12 protein-coding genes and 1 tRNA gene are annotated in these 17,745 nt (G+C 67.0%); 7 read left to right on the top strand and 6 right to left on the bottom strand.

Annotation, left to right across the window (positions count from 1 at the left end; all coding sequences use genetic code 11):
• Positions 1 to 2: 2 nt before the first annotated feature.
• From MJ797_RS10460 to MJ797_RS10445, 4 genes are all read left to right on the top strand, one after another.
• Complete coding sequence (locus MJ797_RS10460) at positions 3 to 872, top strand: uracil-DNA glycosylase (RefSeq protein WP_305039696.1); 870 nt, start codon at positions 3 to 5, stop codon at positions 870 to 872.
• Positions 873 to 1,158: 286 nt separating this feature from the next.
• Positions 1,159 to 2,628, top strand: coding sequence for an NAD(P)/FAD-dependent oxidoreductase (locus tag MJ797_RS10455; RefSeq protein ID WP_239334118.1), 1,470 nt, complete (start codon positions 1,159 to 1,161; stop codon positions 2,626 to 2,628).
• Between the two features lie 570 nt (positions 2,629 to 3,198).
• A tRNA-Leu gene (locus tag MJ797_RS10450) sits at positions 3,199 to 3,273 on the top strand.
• A gap of 383 nt (positions 3,274 to 3,656) precedes the next feature.
• Positions 3,657 to 4,484, top strand: coding sequence for a Bax inhibitor-1/YccA family protein (locus MJ797_RS10445; RefSeq protein ID WP_239334117.1), 828 nt, complete (start codon positions 3,657 to 3,659; stop codon positions 4,482 to 4,484).
• Here MJ797_RS10445 and MJ797_RS10440 read toward each other — a convergent pair.
• Both MJ797_RS10440 and MJ797_RS10435 read right to left on the bottom strand, forming a co-directional pair.
• On the bottom strand, positions 4,481 to 4,891 hold the full coding sequence (locus MJ797_RS10440; protein WP_239334116.1) for a PPOX class F420-dependent oxidoreductase: 411 nt from the start codon (positions 4,889 to 4,891) through the stop codon (positions 4,481 to 4,483). The genes MJ797_RS10445 and MJ797_RS10440 overlap by 4 nt on opposite strands.
• 268 nt (positions 4,892 to 5,159) lie before the next feature.
• The gene (locus MJ797_RS10435; RefSeq protein WP_239309238.1) at positions 5,160 to 5,387 is read right to left on the bottom strand and encodes a DUF4287 domain-containing protein; all 228 of its coding nucleotides are present in this window, start codon (positions 5,385 to 5,387) and stop codon (positions 5,160 to 5,162) included.
• 104 nt (positions 5,388 to 5,491) lie between these two features.
• Between MJ797_RS10435 and MJ797_RS10430 the strand changes: the two genes are divergently transcribed.
• Positions 5,492 to 5,887 carry a hypothetical protein gene (locus MJ797_RS10430; RefSeq protein ID WP_239334115.1) on the top strand — a complete coding sequence of 132 codons (396 nt, stop codon included), beginning with the start codon at positions 5,492 to 5,494 and terminating at the stop codon, positions 5,885 to 5,887.
• A 65-nt stretch (positions 5,888 to 5,952) separates the two neighbouring features.
• On the opposite strand, the gene MJ797_RS10425 is transcribed toward MJ797_RS10430, so the two are convergent.
• Both MJ797_RS10425 and MJ797_RS10420 read right to left on the bottom strand, forming a co-directional pair.
• Positions 5,953 to 7,206, bottom strand: coding sequence for a DUF459 domain-containing protein (locus MJ797_RS10425; RefSeq protein WP_239334114.1), 1,254 nt, complete (start codon positions 7,204 to 7,206; stop codon positions 5,953 to 5,955).
• A 245-nt stretch (positions 7,207 to 7,451) separates the two neighbouring features.
• Entirely contained in the window at positions 7,452 to 9,077 is a 1,626-nt protein-coding gene (locus tag MJ797_RS10420; RefSeq protein ID WP_239334113.1) for an MBOAT family protein, read from the bottom strand.
• A 239-nt stretch (positions 9,078 to 9,316) separates the two neighbouring features.
• On the opposite strand from MJ797_RS10420, the gene MJ797_RS10415 reads away from it, so the two are divergent.
• Positions 9,317 to 10,222 (top strand): alpha/beta fold hydrolase, encoded by a 906-nt coding sequence (locus tag MJ797_RS10415; RefSeq protein ID WP_239334129.1) that lies wholly within the window; start codon positions 9,317 to 9,319, stop codon positions 10,220 to 10,222.
• 338 nt (positions 10,223 to 10,560) lie between these two features.
• A complete protein-coding gene (locus MJ797_RS10410) occupies positions 10,561 to 14,298 on the top strand; it encodes a diguanylate cyclase domain-containing protein (protein WP_239334112.1) in 3,738 nt (1,245 codons plus the stop codon).
• Here MJ797_RS10410 and MJ797_RS10405 read toward each other — a convergent pair.
• The gene (locus MJ797_RS10405) at positions 14,254 to 16,260 is read right to left on the bottom strand and encodes a VWA domain-containing protein (protein ID WP_239334111.1); all 2,007 of its coding nucleotides are present in this window, start codon (positions 16,258 to 16,260) and stop codon (positions 14,254 to 14,256) included. The genes MJ797_RS10410 and MJ797_RS10405 overlap by 45 nt on opposite strands.
• Positions 16,257 to 17,696 carry a magnesium chelatase gene (locus MJ797_RS10400; protein WP_239334128.1) on the bottom strand — a complete coding sequence of 480 codons (1,440 nt, stop codon included), beginning with the start codon at positions 17,694 to 17,696 and terminating at the stop codon, positions 16,257 to 16,259. Before MJ797_RS10400 ends, MJ797_RS10405 begins: the two co-directional genes overlap by 4 nt.
• Between the last annotated feature and the right edge of the window lie 49 nt (positions 17,697 to 17,745).

Genomic DNA, 17,745 nt, shown 5'->3' with positions numbered 1-17,745 from the left:
GCGTGGACGGGATCCGCGCTGACAGGAGCGATGTTCATGCGGTCGATGATCGCCGGCCGGTGCTGCCCGGTTCGGGCTGGCCGGATGATCCCGCGTCGGATGCGACCGCGGTGGCGGTCACCGCGGCCGATGTCAAACGGCTGGCCGCCAGCGCGGGTGACACGGCCGAGCTGGACGCCCGTATGTCGGTGTGCCGAGCCTGCCCTCGCCTGGTCGGCTGGCGCGAGGATGTCGCGCTGGAACGGCGGGCCGCCTTCGCCCATCAGCGTTACTGGGGCCGGCCGGTGCCCTCGTTCGGTCCCGCCGACGCTCGGGTGCTCATAGTGGGGCTGGCACCGGCGGCGCACGGCGGCAACCGTACCGGACGGATATTCACCGGGGACCGCAGCGGCGACTGGTTGTTCGCATCCCTGCACCGGGTCGGGCTGGCGCGGCTGCCAACGTCGATATCGGCCGGTGACGGTCAGCGTCTCGTCGCCACCCGTATCGCGGCCGCGGTCCGCTGCGCGCCACCGGCGAACAAGCCGACCACAGCCGAGCGGGACACCTGCCGCTCCTGGCTCGTCCGGGAACTCGCGTTATTGCGACCCACCCTGCGCGTGCTCGTTGTGCTGGGTGGCTTCGCGTGGACGGCGCTGTGGCCGGCGCTGGCGCGGGCAGGTTACTCCGTACCGTCGCCCCGGCCGGTATTCGGACACGCCAGCCGTGTCGTTCTTGAGGCCGTGCATGAGGAGGGGCTGGTTGTCCTCGGTTGCTACCACCCGAGCCAGCAGAACACGTTCACCGGACGGGTCACGGCGGGGATGCTCGACGCGGTGCTCGGCAAAGCGGCGGCCACGGCCGGCATGGGACCGGCGGTTGATGATAAATAACTGAACCACGATCGTCGTAAGAGCGCCCGGCAATAGGGGCGTGGTTCAAGGAGCGGGGCCGGGGTGCGTAGATCGCGAGGCGGCGGAGGGAGCCACCCTGGTGTTGGGTGTCGACCGACGACAACGATGCGAGGTGCGTGCCCCAGTCCCGCGACGCCGCGTCCCTATTGCCGGGCGCTCTAAGTGTCACCATGTTGATCTCTGCGTGTTGCATGTCACTCTGCTGCCTGCCGTACCGATCGTGTATCAGGAGGCATAGCACCGTGGCGGCGGGTACCTTTTTTGTATGAGCTTTGGACATCCTCCGCACATCCTTGTTGTGGGCGGCGGTTACGTCGGTATGTACACGGCTTTGCGTCTTCAGCGGCGGCTTCGTCAGGGCGAGGCGACTGTGACGGTGGTCGAACCCAACTCGTACATGACATATCAGCCTTTTTTGCCGGAGGCGGCGGCGGGCAACCTCGAACCGCGTCATGTCGTTGTACCGCTACGTAGCGTGCTGAATGGCTGCAGGGTTGTCAGTGGCAGTGTGACTGGCCTCAACCACGCCCAGCGACGGGCGTACATCGCGCCGAACCAGGGCACACCCTACGAACTTCACTATGACGTCCTCGTCGGCTGTCCCGGGTCTGTCGCGCGGACGCTGCCGATTCCCGGTCTCGCGGAGCTGGGCATCGGTTTCAAGAGTGTGGCCGAGGCGATCCACATCCGAAACAAGGTCATCGAGCGGATGGACTCCGCCGCGTCCAGCAATGACCCCCAGCTAAGGCGCCGAGCGCTTACATTTGTGTTCATCGGCGGTGGGTTCGCGGGTATTGAGGCGATCGCCGAGCTTGAGGACATGGCGCGCGACGCCTGTAAATTCTATCCCGAGCTGTCGCCGTCGGATATGCGCTGGGTCATGGTCGAGGCGAGTGGCCGGGTCCTGCCCGAGGTTTCGCCGGCGATGGGTCTGTACACCCTGAAGCAGCTCGAGCACCGCGGTATTGAAATGAAAATCAACACCCGGGTGAAAAGTCTTGTCGATGGACACGTCGTGCTCGACAGCGGCGAGGAGTTCGACACCGAGACCATTATCTGGACGGCCGGGGTCAAGGCTCACCCGCTGCTCGCCAACACCGACCTGCCGCTGGACGAGCGAGGCCGCATCAAGGCGACGGCGTTCCTTCAGGTGGATGGCGTTGAGCAGGCCTGGACCGCGGGCGACTGCGCCGCGGTCCCTGACCTCACCAGGGGCGAGGGGGCGACCACCAGCCCGTCGGCGCAACACGCGGTTCGTCAGGCTCGGCTCCTGGCGAACAACATTCTCGCCGATCTCCGGGGCGAGCCGATCGCGCCGTACGAGCATAGCTACGCCGGCAGCGTCGCATCGCTGGGCCTGCACAAGGGCGTCGCGGACGTGTACGGGATGAAACTGCGTGGCTGGCCCGCGTGGTTGATGCACCGCACCTACCATCTCAGCCGGGTGCCGACCTTCAACCGCAAGGCACGGGTGCTCGCCGACTGGACGCTCGCGCTGTTCTTCCGACGGGAGATCGTTTCACTGGGAGCCTTCGCCGATCCCCGAGCGGGGTTCCGCGAGGCCGCGAGCCCGTCCGCCGCACCGGCGGCACAGGTGCCGGCGTCAGCCCCGGTCCTTTCCTCGAAGAGCGCCGGGCACGGCGAGCCGAATGCTTCCGTGACGGGTGGCCGCAAGCCCGCCGCCACCCGGACGGTGGGGCCGGCCAAGCCGTCCGGAGAAACGTCGGTGGCGTGACCTGCCGACCAGGTCCGCCATTGCGCCTGCGTGATGGAAGATTAGTACCAAATGCCCGCTGTAGGCGACTACAGCGGGCATTTTCATGAGCGGATTATGAGTTAAATAGTCACTTTAAGTAACGATCAGATATGGCTGATGGGCGGATACCGGGATAGTGCTGGTATTGGTCGCGGGGGTGGGACGGTTGCGTGATCAACGGAGATCGCGGCCAGGCTTCAGCCGCTGCTCGAGGCTCTCCGGGGGATCGTGGGCGTGGTTGCGCGCCCTTCGCTTTTCTCGGCGTGCGACTTCACCGGCCGGCGATCTCCATGGCCACGGGTATCCCTGTGATCCGCCGTAGCCTCGCCCTTCGGCTTGACCGGCTCCGTCGTGATCCGGAATTCCGGACGCCTTCAGCTGGGCGGCGTGCGATAGCGTGACGATCATCAAACTTTACGTAGGTAAACTGGTTGTGATCGTTACGATGTGTCGTGGGGCGGGATGGTTCAGTCACTCCGTACATTTTCTCCATGTTGTCTCTTTCACAAATCCTACGTAGCGTGGTAGAAACATCTCCGATGTAGTCCAGCCGGTGTATCCCAACAGGCAGAGGAGGCTGTCCTAAAAACAGCTCGAGTGTCGGTTCGACTCCGACCACCGGCACATTCGCGTGCTCTCGGCACCTGGTTGTCGGGATGGCGGCTGGATCATCCCGGCTGGCATCCCGACAACCCGATATACCATCAGGCTATTCAGCTGAATACCCTGCGGCCCGCTTGGTGTGACGCGCTCATGTCCCCGGTTTCGGGTTTTCGGCCTCGCGGCCCCGCGGTCTCGCGGGGGAGGCCTGATATTCGCTTCCCCGTAACCGCGTAACCGCGCGGGACCGGGAGGAGGAACGCGGCGGCCGCACGGAACGTTCTACTCTTGCCTCGGACGGGTCTGTCGACCAGGTTGGCCCGCGTGTGCCGTGGTCGGCTGATCTCGATGGCACTTACGATCTATGCGCCCGGCTGGCTGCGGGTGGTGGAAGGAGTCGTGTCCTGATGGCAGAGATGCGTTCGTCAAACCCGGTGTTCAGCCGGGGCGGGTTCACCGGTCGGCACCCGCAGCCGGCGCCCGTGCCCGAGTACGGTGCCGGTGGGTATCCGCTGCCAGGAGCGGGAGCCCCGCTGACGCCGGCGCCGGAGCAACTCGCTGGTCTGTACCGGGCACCGAGCGGGCTGACCGTCGACGACGTTGTCATGCACACGCTGGGGCTGTTCGCCGTCGCCGCCATCACCGGGGCGGCCGGTTGGGCTATCGCGCCGGCCGCCCCCATGGTCGGGTTCGTGGCGATGTTCGCCGCGCTTGCGCTCTCCTTCGTGATTTCATTCAGCCGGCGGCTCCGGCCTTCGTTGATCGTTGTTTTTGCGGCGCTCGAAGGTCTGTTCGTCGGCGCGGTGTCACGGTACTTCGAGGACGCCTACTCCGGTATCGTGCTCCCGGCGCTGCTGGGAACCGGTCTTGTTTTTGTGGCGATGCTCGTGGCCTACCGTAGCGGCCGGCTTCGAGCGACTCCTCGAATGGCCCGGATTGTTTACGGCTCACTACTTGGCGTGATCTTGCTTGGTTTGAGTGACCTGGTGATCCGAGCTGTGTCCGGCAGTCATCTCCCGGTCATCAATGACGCCTCCCCGCTCGGCATTCTCTTCAGCGTGGCTGTGCTCGTGGTCGCGAGCCTCCAGTTCATCCTCGACTTCGACTACATCGAGCGGGCGATTGCCAGCGGTGCGCCCCGTGAGGAATCCTGGCGGGCCGCTTTCGGCCTGCTTGTCGGCTTTGTCTGGGTATACCTGGAGATGCTCCGTCTGCTGTCGAAACTCCGCGGTTAGCCGGAGTGGTCGGGACCGGCGCTGTCGATCTCAATACTGATCACGCAGCGCTGGTCGCGGATCATGGCGGCGCGATAGTCGTCCCAGTCGGGGTGTTCACCGGACAGTGAGCGATAGTAGTCGATGAGGTTCTCCATAGCCGCGGGCAGCGAGATGATCCTTGCTCGGCCGCTCACCTGAACCCACGGTCCGTAGAAGGCCTCCGGGAATACGCACAAAGTCGCGCGTGGATCCCGGTACAGGTTGTGGACCTTGTAGGCCGTTTCCCTGCTGCTTATGATGAGTGCACCGCCGGTGCTCACGCCGACTACGACCGGTGACATTTGAAGGGTGCTGTCCCGGCGAAACGTCGCAAGAACGGCGTGCTGATTGTCGCGGATGTAGGCCCGTGCCGCTTCGATGTCCATAGACTGATTCTCGTTCAAACGGCCTGGCGCCACCGCGTCTGTTACTCGCCATCCTGACGAAAGGCGATGTGACTCCGGTGGCTGGCCGACCCGGCCGCCCCCTGCGCGGTGGTGCTGGAGCCTTGTAGAACTCAGCAGCCCAAAGGTCACGGGCTCGCGGTTCTTCGTGCGTCCGGCAACCAGGGAGAGGCAGCGGCGGTGCGGGTCCAGCCGTGGGCGCTGCGCGGCGGCTGGGTCGCTGGCCGGCCGGACCGGGCGAGTCCGCCGGTCATGTACGGATTGCCCGTCGGCGCAGATCAGCCTCGTGAACGACGGCCGCCGCATAGCAGTGCGGAAGGCCATGTTCATCCTGCAGCCAGTTCACGCGTTCGGAGAAGCGCAGGAGGCCTGGTCCGCGGTCGAGGCATCCCAACCAGTGGCCGACGTCGTGTCCGGTGATTCTGGGAATTCGTTCGATAAGGCTGTGGTGGGTCTCTTCGGAGCGTTGTTGTGACATTGACGCCTCCAGTACGCACTGGTCAACGAACCATGGAAGGAGCGTGCACCACCAGTCGGACAACGGCAAGACCCGCCACGGCCGTTACGGGATAACCTTCGTCCGTGACCGATACGGACCTCATGTTCACCGGGGATCTGGTTCAGGAGGTGAGCCGATTGTACGACCGGATCCACGGGTGGACGCCCGGCTCCTGGCAGCGGCGGTCAGCTCTCCAGGGCACCCGCGCCGATCGGGTGCGTGCTCTTGCCGCTGACCTCGCGGACCTGGGCCATCAGGCGGGCTCTGGCGCGCCGGCCGATGTCACCCCACAGCGGCTGGCCGACCATGCGCTCGCGGACCAGATCGTTGTGCTGGCCGCTGACCTGGTCGAGACGTTGCTCCAGGATAATTCTGGTCATGCCGACGAGAATGCCGTGAATCCTCGCCGTGATATCGCGGAGCGGGCTCGGTCGGCGGTACGGGCCGCTCGCCTGGACCTCGATGGGCCCCGGTTCTGAAACAGGCACCTGAGTTCATCATAATCGGGCCTTCCAGGCAGGGGTAGCCATCCCGGGAAGATGTCTCAGGATATCATGTGCCAGTCGGCGTTGATCTCCTTTATGAAGATATTGGCGACGATGCGGGCACCATCAAGGGTCAGATGCACACCATCGGTGGAGCGGGCCAGCACGGTCTGTCCGCTGTCGTCGGCGAGGTAACTGGTGTAGGCGCCATTGTTTGACATACGGTCGTTGATGTTGACAAAGCGGACGCCCGGAACTCTCCGGGCGGCATCCGCGGCGGCGTCCCCGAGCTGGCGGTAATAGCCGTTGAGGGTGGGCTCGCGGGCCGGGGGCAGGCTCATCCAGTACACTCGACGCCTGCCCTGCGCTGACCAGATCTGCATAACTACGATCGCCCGTCGGCGGTACTCGGCCAGCCACTGGGGTGATCCGGTCGCGAGTGTGCTGCCGTCCGGCAGCGTGATTCCCTGTGCGTCGTTGCCGCCGAGGGCGACCACAACCGCCTCTGGATCGCTGTTGGTGACCTGCTCGCGGGCGTGAACGGCCCAGTCGAAGAAATCCGGGCGCACCAGGCCGGTGCCGGCATGGGTGTCGGTGTCCGCGTGGATGGTCCCGTTGGAGCCATTCACGATCGACGGTCCGATACTGTCGCTCAGCGAGTCTCCGGTCACCAGGAGACGCAGCGGGTTGGCGGCGTCGGGATGGCGCGGCGGCGGTATCGCCATGCCAGCCGGGGCGGATGGCGCGGCGGGGGACGGCCCACCGGATCCGGGTTTCGCCGTGGCGGGCATCGCGGATGGACGCGCTGTCGGGAGACCGCGCTCGGCGGTACCCGCGTGGGCGGAGCTGTCGGTGCCAGCCTGCAGCACGGGTGGTGGTGGAGCCGTCGGGTCGGTGGCCGCCAGCTCCGACGAGCTGGCGGAGGCCCCGCCATGACCGAATGCCGACGCGAGTTCCCGGGGGATCGCGTCGAGTCCGGCCGCGTTGGTGATCCGGTCGAGCGGATGCCCCACGCCGAGCACAATGCTGCGGGTCAGCCCGGGTGACATGCCTTCGCCGGCATGGACCATGCCGGCGGCGTCGAGGACGAGCAGCAGGCTGAGGCTGGTGACCACAAGCCTGAACGCCTGTCTGGCTGACACCGTGCCGCCGGGCGCGGCCCCTGGCGGGCGGCGGGCGTTACAGGCATCCATCCGCCCGGCATGTCGTGTTCCGGGGAGCACCGCGGCTGTCTCCGTGTTCATCTGGATTTTCGGATCGCTGTGCGTGTGCCCGGCGGCCACCGGTTCCTGAATTGGCTCCAGCTCGCTCATCGTGCCCCCCAACAAGGTTGGAACCCACTCTTCGTCATCGCTTGACCGGTGCGGTCCGCTGCTTTCATCCACTGTGCTGCTGTTTTGTCCCCGGCGCTTGTGAGGCTGGCCGCCAGAGAACAGGCGATCATTTTTCTTCTCGCTCGCCCGGCGGCCACACGGATCGTTTACGGCGTGTTTCGGACGCCTCGCGACGCATCCACCTGGCATCCGACAACCCCCGAAGGACTTCCAGCGCCGACCAGTCAGAAACGGAAGTAGATAAATGGCGCTACATCCTGCCGGCCGACAATTCCGTGGGCGACCAGAACACACCCGGCGATGACGACGGCCTGGCCGAGGACGCTGAGCTGAGAGAAAATGTCCGCCGCACGCAGCCGCCAGCTTTTCGGGGCGAGCTGGGTGAGAAGCCCGGCGGCGATGGCGGACAGGACGGTACCTGTCACGAGGGGCGCCGGTCCTGATCCCGTCAGCAGCCGGACGAAGATGTCCATGGCCCCCCCGAGGCTGGGGGAACGGAACAGGACCCAGGCCGCGCAGACGAAATGGAAGACGGCCAGGCGCCTGAGCCACAGCCGCATGACCGAACGTATCCGGGATGTCCGGGCAGCCGATCCAACGGCGGTGGCTGCGGTCGCCGTGGAGATCGTTATGGTGGTCGCCGGGGCACGGGCTTCGGCGTCGATACGGGCTTCGGGACGGGTGCCGTCCACCGGCGGCGTCCGTGGCGGCGGCACCTCCGGCCATGCGCTGGTCGAGCTGGCCGCCGCTCCCGCTGGAGCAATCGGGCGGCGTGCTCCCCGCGACGGCATGCGAGCGGGTGGCCGGCGATGCTCGGTCCACCTGCGCTCTGCCGCCAGCCCGATCCCGTGCAGAGCGCCCCAGCCGACGTAGGTCCAGGCCGCTCCGTGCCACAGCCCGCCGATGACCATCGTGATCATGAGGTTGGCGTAGGTGCGCCGAGGGCCGCGCCGGTTGCCTCCCAGCGGGAGGTACACGTAGTCCCGCAACCAGCGGGAAAGGGTTATGTGCCACCGTCGCCAGAATTCGCGCAGGCTGGCCGCGGTGTACGGGCGGTCGAAGTTGTCCGGGAAGCTGAAGCCGAGCAGCAGGGCGATGCCGATGGCCATGTCCGAATAGGCGGAGAAGTCGCAGTAGATCTGCACGCCGTAGCCGTAGATCGCGACCAGTACCTCCAGCGACGAGTGCTGGCTCGGGGTGTCGAAGACCGGATCGACGATCTGTGTGGCAAGCAGATCCGCGAGCGCGGTCTTCTTGACCAGGCCGCCGACGATCAGAAAGGCAGCCCGGGTGACCGGCACCTGGCCCGGGTCGCGCGGGGTGGCCAGCTGGGGGATGAACTCACTGGCCCGCACGATCGGCCCGGCCACGAGATGCGGGAAGAAGGCCTGGTAAACAGCGAAGTCGATCGTCTTCGCCGGGCGGATGTGCCCACGCTGGACGTCAATGGCGTATGACATCGCCTGAAAGGTGAAGAAGGAGATGCCGACCGGCAGCGCGACCTGGAGCAGCGGGAGCGGCGCGGGCAGGCCGATACGGTTGAGCATCCGGTCGACCGAGAGAGCGAAGAAGCCGTAGTACTTGAACCAGCCGAGCAGGCTCAGGTCGCATGCGATCGTCGCGGTGAGGATGCGCCGGTCCGGCCAGCGGGCCAGGGTGAGTGCGGCTGTCTGGTTGACGGCGGTTGAGGCGATCAGGAGCGCGACGAACCGTTTGTCGGCATATGCGTAGAAGAAGTATGACGCGCCCAGGATGAAGAGCTTCCACCGGCGCGGGTGGGGCATCAGTAGCCAGGAGCCCGCCATGACCGCGGTGAAGAACGCGGCAAACTCGATCGTCGGGAAGAGCATCGGTATTCGTCCCCCCGAATATCACGTTGAGCATCAGCTGATTGACTTAAGGTAGCCGAAGGCCCGCTGATGATGTCATGGTCACGTCCGCCATCGGCGAGGAGGCGTTCATCGGCGGCTGTCCGGGTCCCGACTGTCCGGGTCCTGGCTGGGTGCTCGATTGCGTGCGTATGGGTGACCTTTGGTGGAAGTTCGATGGATTGCGAGCGTCAGCGGCGACCGCTCGCTACCTTCCGTCTATGGGCACGGTTCAGGCCAATGGCATCGAAATCGCGTACGAGCTGCACGGTGACCCCAGCGGCCTGCCGCTTCTCATCGTCAGCGGGCTGGGCCAGCAGCTTGTCGGTTGGCATCCTGATCTTCTCCGCGCGATGGTGCGCCGGGGCTTCCAGGTCGTTGTCTACGACAATCGGGACGTCGGCCTTTCCAGTCATTTCGGTCATCTGGGGCAACCTGATCTTATGGCCGCACTGTCCGGGGACACCGGCGTCGTTCCCTATCGGCTCCTGGACATGGCGGCTGATGCCGCCGGTTTGATGGACGCTCTTGGCTGGGAGTCCGCGCACATTTTCGGGATTTCCATGGGTGGCATGATCGCCCAGACGCTTGCGCTGCACTTTCCCGGCCGCGTGCGCAGCCTGACGTCGGCCTCCTCGACCACGGGCAACCACGCGGAAAGCTGGCCGACTCCGGCCGCGGCCGCCGCTTTGCTGCGCCCGGCTGCCGCGAACCGCGAGGCGTTCATGGACGGAGCCGAGGAGGCGTACAGCGTCATCGGCTCCGGTGAGTTCCCCTACGACCGCGCGTGGGTGCGGGAGCGGGCCGGGCTGGCATGGGACCGCGGGTATGACCCGCAGGGGCCGGTGCGACAGCTGATCGCCATCCTGGTCGCCGAGGACCGGACGGCCGCGCTCGGCCAGCTGACGATTCCGACCCTGGTCGTGCACGGTACGAACGACCCGCTCATTCCGGTTGCCGGCGGGCGTCTCACCGCGGCCGCTGTCCCGGCCGCGGAGTTGCTGGAGATCGACGGAATGGGCCACGATCTCCCGCGCCAGGTCTGGGAGCGCCTGTTGGACAAGATCGACGATGTGGTCCACCGCGGTGAAGCGGCCAGATCCGCAGGCAGGACCTCTATCGCGTAGTCGCATGTGACAGCCAGCGCCTGGGGATCGACGTGTTTCGACAACTGTCATCCTTGTTACTGTCCGCTACGGATCGGGCGGATACCGGGGTACTCGCTGGGTATGTGACGGCATGACGTTGTATCATTACACGTAAGTAGGCGTTGGATAAAATCCCTGCTTCTTGTTCGCATATTGCTTGCGTTGTTATGACCGACTGCTGGTCCGGCTGGCTGTCACGAGGGGTAAGGGTCATTCGAACAGGTCCGGTATCTGACAACCGTCCCGCCTGGTTCGGTGGACAACTCGGCTTCGCTGGTAGGACGGTCGAGCGTGGGCGGCCGCGATGGTTCGCCCCGTTGGTCGCCGGCCTGGCGATGATCGTGGTGCTTGCGCTGCTCGTCTTGGTGGCAGGGAAGGCAGGCCTACGCGAGGCCGAACGGGAGCGATTGTCCGACCGTTCTCGACTGGTTGAACGAATCGCCCAAAATGCGTCGAATATTTATGATCCGGGACAATTGCGGACGGCGGTCGAGCGTTTGTCGTTCAGGCCGGGCCAGCCTGATTCCAACGCGCTGCTGCTGCGGCAGTTCCAACTGACACCCGCTGGCGATCCGAGCCTGCTCGTCGCCCTTGTCGACCCGGCGGGCACGCCTGGGGCCGCGTTTCCCGCGGGGCATCGGCTGTCGATATCTGATCTCGGTGTGGCCTGGTCTGCCGCGCTCGCCGGCCGTGCGGCCATGTCGCCCGTGTTCGTGCTGGATGACCGGATCGTGCGGGCCACGGTTGTGCCGGTGGGTGCTGGGCCGCCGTGGGCGGTATTGGTACAGGTCGCCGACGAGGCGGTGACCCAGCGGCGCAATGAGCAGCTTGTCGCGTTCGCCGGTGCTCCCGGCGGATTCAGTGATCTTGATGCCATGGGCGTCACGCTCTCATCCTCGGACCAGGCGTCGCGGGGCCGGCGTCTGCTTGAACCGGCGGAGCTCGCGGGCCTGGTTCCGGGCACGGTCCGGGTATGGACATCAGGCCGCGGCGCGGCGCAGGTGACTACTTTCGCTGCCCGCCAGCGGACGACCGGCTACACGACGATCTTCCGGCAGCCCACCGCGCGCCTGTTCGCCGATCCGCGGGCCGAGCAGCGTCGCCATGATCTGCCCCTGTTCGTCATCTGCGCCGTCTGTCTGGGCGGGCTGGTCGCGTTCGGGCTGCGCCGGGAGCGGGCCGCCAAGCGCGGCCGAGCCCGAGCGCACACCGTGCTCGGCGGCATCCGGGACATCATCGTGGTTGCCGGCGAGAACCGGGCGATGACTTTTGTCAGCCCGGCTGTCTGGGACCTGCTTGGTTATGACCCCGCGTACTGGCTCGGTTGCCCGCTGACCGACTTCGCGCACGCTGATGACGTGGAGCGGATCGAGCGGTTACTTGCCGAGCCCGGCGGTGGCACCGCTTTCGATGTGCGACTGATCATGGCATCGGGCGCCACGCGCTGGTTCGATCTGGAGACCAGTGACCTCACCGACCATCCGGCGCTGGCCGGTGTGCTGGTCACCTGCCATGAGACAGGGGAGCGCAAAAGCCTACAGGATCAGCTCAGCCACCAGGCGTCACACGACGCACTCACCGGTATCCCCAACCGGACGCTCTTCACCAGCGAGCTGGCGGCGGCGGTCGGTGCCGCTCGTTCGGGCGGATCGCCATTCGCGCTCCTGTTCATCGACCTCGACCACTTCAAGCCGGTCAACGACAGCCTTGGTCATGATGCCGGCGACGTGGTGCTGCGGATCGTCGCGGAGCGTCTCGTCCGGATGCTGCGCGATGGTGACGTGGCGGCCAGGCTCGGCGGCGACGAGTTCGGGATCCTGCTCGCGGGTGCGGACGAGGCGTCAGCGGGCGCGGTCGCCGACCGGGTGATCGAATCCATCCGTGCTTCGATAGCGGTTGGAACCTCGGTCGTTCAGGTCGACGTCAGTATTGGCGTCGCGGCCTCGACGTTGCCGCTGGAGGCCCCCGAACATTTCCTGAGCGTCGCGGACCAGGCCATGTACGAGGCCAAGCGGTCAGGCAAAGGCCGGTTCGTCGTGGCGACCGCCACGCGGCTCAGCGCGCCACCAGGCACGCCGGGCGTCGTGGGCCGGTCACAGGTTCCCGTTATTGATCTTTCTAGAGAACCGCGCCCGACCGTGCCGCACCAGCTCACGGCCGGCACGGCTGACCGGCTCCGCCGCGCATCCGGCCGGCCGGCGCCCACCGGCCGGGCCGGCCGCCATGGGTTTGATCGCCTGCTGACTCCCCTGGTCAGCGGCGGCGTCCTGCTCATGCTGGCCACGGTCATCCTGTGGCTGGAGACGCAGGCACGTTATGGCGCCGAGCACCGGCGCATGGCCGAGCGGATAGGCCTCACGACCATCATGGCCGACTTCTCCGCGCGCATCGCCGACCCGCAGCGCCTGATCGGTCCCGCTTCGCAGGTCCCCTGGTCGCTGACTGACCAGGCACGTGACACCCAGTTGCTGCGGTCGTTCGCCGCATCGGGCTTCGGCGGGAAGAACGATGTCTGGGCGTTGGCTTCTCCCAGCGGGGGAACCCTGGCCGCGCTGCAGCCGTCCGCCACGCCGCTGCCGATCGGCCCGCTGGACGAGGCCTGGCGGACCGCGCTCGGTGGGCAGGCCGGCAACTCACCGGTCATGACTGTCGACGGCGTCCCGCGTGACTACTTCACCATCCCGGTGATCCGGGCAGGCCAGCCAGTGGCTGTTCTTGTCGTCGGTGAGTCGCTGCGGGACTCACCGACCCAGGCCAGCCTGGCGGCCGGCGGCATGCTCGGGCCCAGCCTGGGTGGCTTCTCCATGGTGGACTCCGCCGGAGTGGTCATGTTCTCCTGGAACCCCGGGCTGATCGGGCACCAGCTGGCCTTCCAGCACGACCTGGCCGGCCTGCGGGGCGGTGCGGCCAGGCAGATCCACCCGGCTGGAGCCGATGGCCAGGTCACGCTCGCCGCCGTGATCGGAAACCTGGCCGACGGGGGGTACGTCGTCTTCCAGCAACCGGTTTCGGGCTTCTACGGAGACATCCGATCCGGCCGGTTGCGCGGTGACGCGAGCCTGCTTGCCTGTATCGCCACCGTGGTCATCGGGTTCACCGTTCTCAGCGGTCGGCGGGAAGCGGCACTGCGCCGCGAAGAAGGACGGCTGCAGGCGCTGCTCCACAACGCGCATGACCTTGTGCTTACCAGCGGTGAGGACGGCCGCATCACCTTTGTCAGCTCCGCTGTTGAAGTACTGCTCGGGTACCGGACCCGGTGCTATGCCGGCCGGCAGATACTGAGCGTTGCCCATCCGGAGGACCTGATCACTCTGGCGGAGTTCTGGCGGGTGGCCAGGGAGGTGGGTACCGCCGCGGTCCGCGACGTCCGGCTACGGGCTGTTGACGGTGGGTATCGCTGGTTCGACATCGAGGCAAGCGACCTGCGCGATCAGCCGGAGGTGGCCGGCATCGTACTGACCTGTCACGAAATCGGCGAACGCCGGGCCTTGCAGGATCAGCTGCGCCACCAGGGCCGCCATGACGCTCTCACCGGGCTGCCGAACCGGGCCGCCTTCGTCCGGCGCCTGCACGGCATCGCCGCGGACGGAGCGGTCTCGACGTTCGCGGTGCTATTTATTGATCTTGATCGGTTCAAGCCGCTGAATGACACCTATGGCCATGACGTTGGGGACAACGTATTGCGGATCATCGGAGCCCGGCTGGGCCGGGCGCGCGGGGAGGAGGATGTGGTCTACCGCCTCGGCGGCGACGAGTTCGCCGTTGTGCTGTGCGATGCGGACGATACGCAGGCTCGCGCCGTCGCGGACCGGTTGCTTGACACGATCCGTCGGCCTATGTCCGTCGGGGTGGCGGTGGTCAGCGTTGACGCCACCATCGGCATCGCCGTGGCGGAGTCGGCCGACAGCCTCCCAGAGGTCGTCGTTCACAACGCGGATCTTGCCATGTATCGGGCGAAGAAAGCCGGCCGTAACCGTAACGCGGTGTTGGCGCCCATCCCGTCGGAAGCCTCAGGTTCGGGACCGGTGGGAACGTCGTCCGCCACGTGCGTGTAGGTAGTCCCGGACGACGTACTGGCCCAGAGCCGCCGGATCCGGGGAAAACACCCGGCCGCCGTTGCGCCGCGCGACCTCGTCGACGAACTGCACCAGCCGCGGTTCGCTGTCGAGCATGAACACGTTGATCGTTGCGCTGCGCCGGGTCAGCCGGTCCACTTCGGCCAGTGTCAGCTCAAGGGTTTCCGGTGCGGGCGGCCAGGAGAAGGCGGGCGTGCCGTTGCGCATCAGGTGCGCGGTCGGCTCGCCGTCGGTGACCACAAGTACGACCGGTTCGGAATCCGGATGTTTCGACACCAGCCGGCCCGCGATCATCAGTGCGTGCTGGAGGTTTGTGCCCTGCACCACTTCGGAGTCCAGCCCGGCGAGCTCCACCGGGCGCAACAGGCGGGCATAGTCGGAAAAACCGACCAGATGGATCGTGTCCTGCGGAAATTTTGTACTGATCAGCGTGTGCAGCGCGAGCGCTGTCGACTTCGCCACCCCCCACGTCCCGCGCAGCGCCATGGAGTAGGACAGGTCGACCAACAAGCACACCACGGCCGAGGTCCGGCGTTCGGTCTCGGCGATCTCGAAGTCGCGGACCTCCAAGCGTATCGCTCCGTCCGGGCCGGTCGGCCCCGCCCGCAGGACCGCGTTGCGAATCGTGTGGACCACGTCGATGGGCTGGGTGTCGCCGAAGCGCCATGGCCGGGACGTCCCGGTGAGCTCGCCGGCCGCACCGGCGTCAGCGGCATCATGGTCACCGCGTCCATGAGCGTCCAGCCGGCGGAAGATACGGGCCAGCGCGGTCTGCCCGATGCGCCGGACAGCCCGTGGGGTCAGTTCCAGCCGGCCGGCGTTGCGGGTCACGAAGCCCTGGCGTTCCAGCTCCTTTTCGATCTGCCTGAGGGTACGCAGATCGTCGACGGCGTCGCGGCCGAGCGCTCGCGCGACCGCGTCCGGGTCGATGTCCTCCAGTGAGGCCCCGGCGTAGTCCTGGGACAGCGCGGCAGCCAGTTCATCGAGCTCGGCCAGCTCCTGCAACACGCTGGTGGCCTCCCCCAGGCCGAGCGGGGTGTCGCCGGTCATCGGGTTGCGCAGGTGGCCGCGGGTGGACTGGCCCCAGCTGAGGTCGGGGCGGGCGGCCTGGAGCGCATCGCGCAGTCGGGACAGCTCGGTCGCCAGGCCCATGTCGGCCATGGCCGCCGCCATCAGATCGGCCAGTTCCTGCCGTTGCTGCGGGGACAGGCCCGCCATCAGCCGCGCGGCGGCGGCGGCACGCCGCGCCAACGAGTCCACCAGCTCGTCCAGTGAGCGCGGGTTCTCCGGGAAGAAATCACCGAAGGAGCGCATGAAGTCGTCGAATACCGCATCGGTGTGCTCGCCGCGGGCATCGGCCTCCAGCATGCTGTTGAGCGCGTTCAGCATCTCCGCCACGCGAGCCATGCTCGCGGGGGTGGCGTTTTCCAGCGCCTGTTTCATGCCGCGGAACTGGGTGTCGAGCACCTCGCGGCGGAGCAGGTCAGAGATCTTCGCGAACGTCTTGCGGGCGATGGGCGACCGCCACTCGTAATCCGCCAGCGCGTTCACGGCTCGGGCCGGATCGCCTGGCAGCGCGTCGAGCTCAGCCTCGCGCAGGCGGGCGTCGTCGGAGGGGTCGGGGAACAGCGCGGCCCGCTCCTGCCCGACGGCCGTGTCAAGGTATTCGCGGATCTGTTTCAGGGTGCCGTCCAGGCGGCCGCGCGCGCGGGTCTCGCGGCGGCGCTGTTCCACCTGGCGGCGCAGATCTTCCAGGCCACGGTGGTTGTGTGTGCCGCGGCGCAGCAGCGCGTCCAGAGCCTCCCGCGGGGTTCTGCCGTTGAGGATGTGCTCGGACATCTCGTCCAGCGCCCCCGCCACGTCGAACGGGTAGGCAAGGGGATCGGGACCGCCACCCCACGGGCCGTACCGGAATCCCGCCGGTCCGGTCCCGGCGCTCATCCGCCGTACACCGTCCGGCCCGGCAGCTCCTCCTTGGCGAGCCGCCGGTTGAGGTGCAGCCCTTCCATGGCGAGTTCCAGCCCAGCCGCGGCGAGCCCCGGCGATTCCGCGCCGTCGATGCCGAGCCTGCCGAGGATCGCGGCGAACCCCGGCACCGGGCCCACTCGCCGCAGCAGCTCCGCCGCCGGGACGAGATCGCCGGTCTCGACCGGGCCGTCCACTTCGAAACGCCGTTGCAGGCCGCTGAGGTCGGTTCCGGCGAGCCGGGCGCGAAAGGTCTCGGCGAGCGCCCGCCGCAGCAGGTGCGCAAGGATCTCATCCTCCCGCCCCTCCTCCAGCTGGTCGAATTCGATCTTGCCGCGGACCGCCGGCACGATTGCCGAGAGGTCGACGACCCTCGCGGTCGGGACGCTCTCGCCGGCCAGCGCGGCCCGGCGCACCGCCGAGGCGGCCACGGTCTCGACGGCGGCCACCGACAGCCGGGCCGATACGCCGGAGCGGCGATCGACCTGTGGCGCGTCGCGTACCAGCCGGGTGAAGCGCGCGACCACCTCGAGCAGGTGTTCAGGCACAGTGGGAAGGCCCAGCGGTGACTCCCGCCAGGACAACACGGCCTCCTGCCGGATCAGGGCCAGCTCGTCGCCCAGGCGAAGCGGGTAGTGGGTGCGGACCTCGGCGCCGAACCGGTCCTTGAGCGGGGTGATGATCCGGCCCCGGTTGGTGTAGTCCTCGGGATTCGCCGAGGCGACGAGAAACAGGTCGAGCGGGAGCCGCAGGAGGTACCCCCGGACCTGGATGTCGCGTTCCTCCAGCACGTTCAGGAGCGAGACCTGGATGCGTTCGGCTAGATCGGGAAGCTCGTTCACGCTGAAGATGCCGCGGTTGGTGCGTGGTATCAGGCCGTAGTGGACGGTCTCCGGATCCCCCAGGGTGCGGCCCTGCGCGACCTTGACCGGGTCGACGTCGCCGATCAGGTCACCGACGCTGGTGTCCGGTGTGGCCAGTTTCTCGCCGAACCGTTGGGAGCGGTGCCGCCAGGTGACCGGGGCGTCGTCGCCGAGTTCAGCGATCAGCAGCCGGCACCGGATGCACGCCGGAGCATAGGGATGATCGTTGATTTCGCAACCAGCGATCACTGGTGTCCACTCGTCCAGCAGCCCCACCAGGGTTCGGATCAGGCGGGTCTTGCCCTGCCCACGTTCCCCGAGGAAGACGATGTCGTGCCCGGCGAGCAGAGCGCGTTCGACCTGGGGGAGCACGGTGTCCTCGAAGCCGACGATGCCGGGGAAGCGGTTCTCGCCATCCGCCATCCGGGCGAGGGTGTTGTTGCGCAGTTCGGTGCGTACGGACCGGTGCTGATGTCCTGAGCCGCGCAGGACGCCGAGCGTTGTCGGTTCAGGGGACTGCGGGGCCGGAGGCCCGGACAGATCGAGCACTAGTTGACGGTACGTCCCCGCGCGCTCATCCGCAGGGAAGTCGCATGGA

Source organism: Protofrankia sp. CiP3 (assembly GCF_917627345.1).
Taxonomy (GTDB): Bacteria; Actinomycetota; Actinomycetes; order Frankiales; family Frankiaceae; genus Protofrankia.
Note: the sequence above shows the minus strand (reverse complement) of the source record. Positions and strands in the feature narration are given on the sequence as shown.

What these genes read in the sequence shown, in the direction of transcription:
- MJ797_RS10455 (WP_239334118.1), top strand. Translation starts at nt 1,159, where the DNA reads ATGAGCTTTGGACATCCTCCGCACATCCTTGTTGTGGGCGGCGGTTAC.
- MJ797_RS10445 (WP_239334117.1), top strand. Translation starts at nt 3,657, where the DNA reads ATGGCAGAGATGCGTTCGTCAAACCCGGTGTTCAGCCGGGGCGGGTTC.
- MJ797_RS10440 (WP_239334116.1), bottom strand. Translation starts at nt 4,891, where the DNA reads ATGGACATCGAAGCGGCACGGGCCTACATCCGCGACAATCAGCACGCC.
- MJ797_RS10435 (WP_239309238.1), bottom strand. Translation starts at nt 5,387, where the DNA reads ATGTCACAACAACGCTCCGAAGAGACCCACCACAGCCTTATCGAACGA.
- MJ797_RS10425 (WP_239334114.1), bottom strand. Translation starts at nt 7,206, where the DNA reads ATGAGCGAGCTGGAGCCAATTCAGGAACCGGTGGCCGCCGGGCACACG.
- MJ797_RS10420 (WP_239334113.1), bottom strand. Translation starts at nt 9,077, where the DNA reads ATGCTCTTCCCGACGATCGAGTTTGCCGCGTTCTTCACCGCGGTCATG.
- MJ797_RS10415 (WP_239334129.1), top strand. Translation starts at nt 9,317, where the DNA reads ATGGGCACGGTTCAGGCCAATGGCATCGAAATCGCGTACGAGCTGCAC.
- MJ797_RS10405 (WP_239334111.1), bottom strand. Translation starts at nt 16,260, where the DNA reads ATGAGCGCCGGGACCGGACCGGCGGGATTCCGGTACGGCCCGTGGGGT.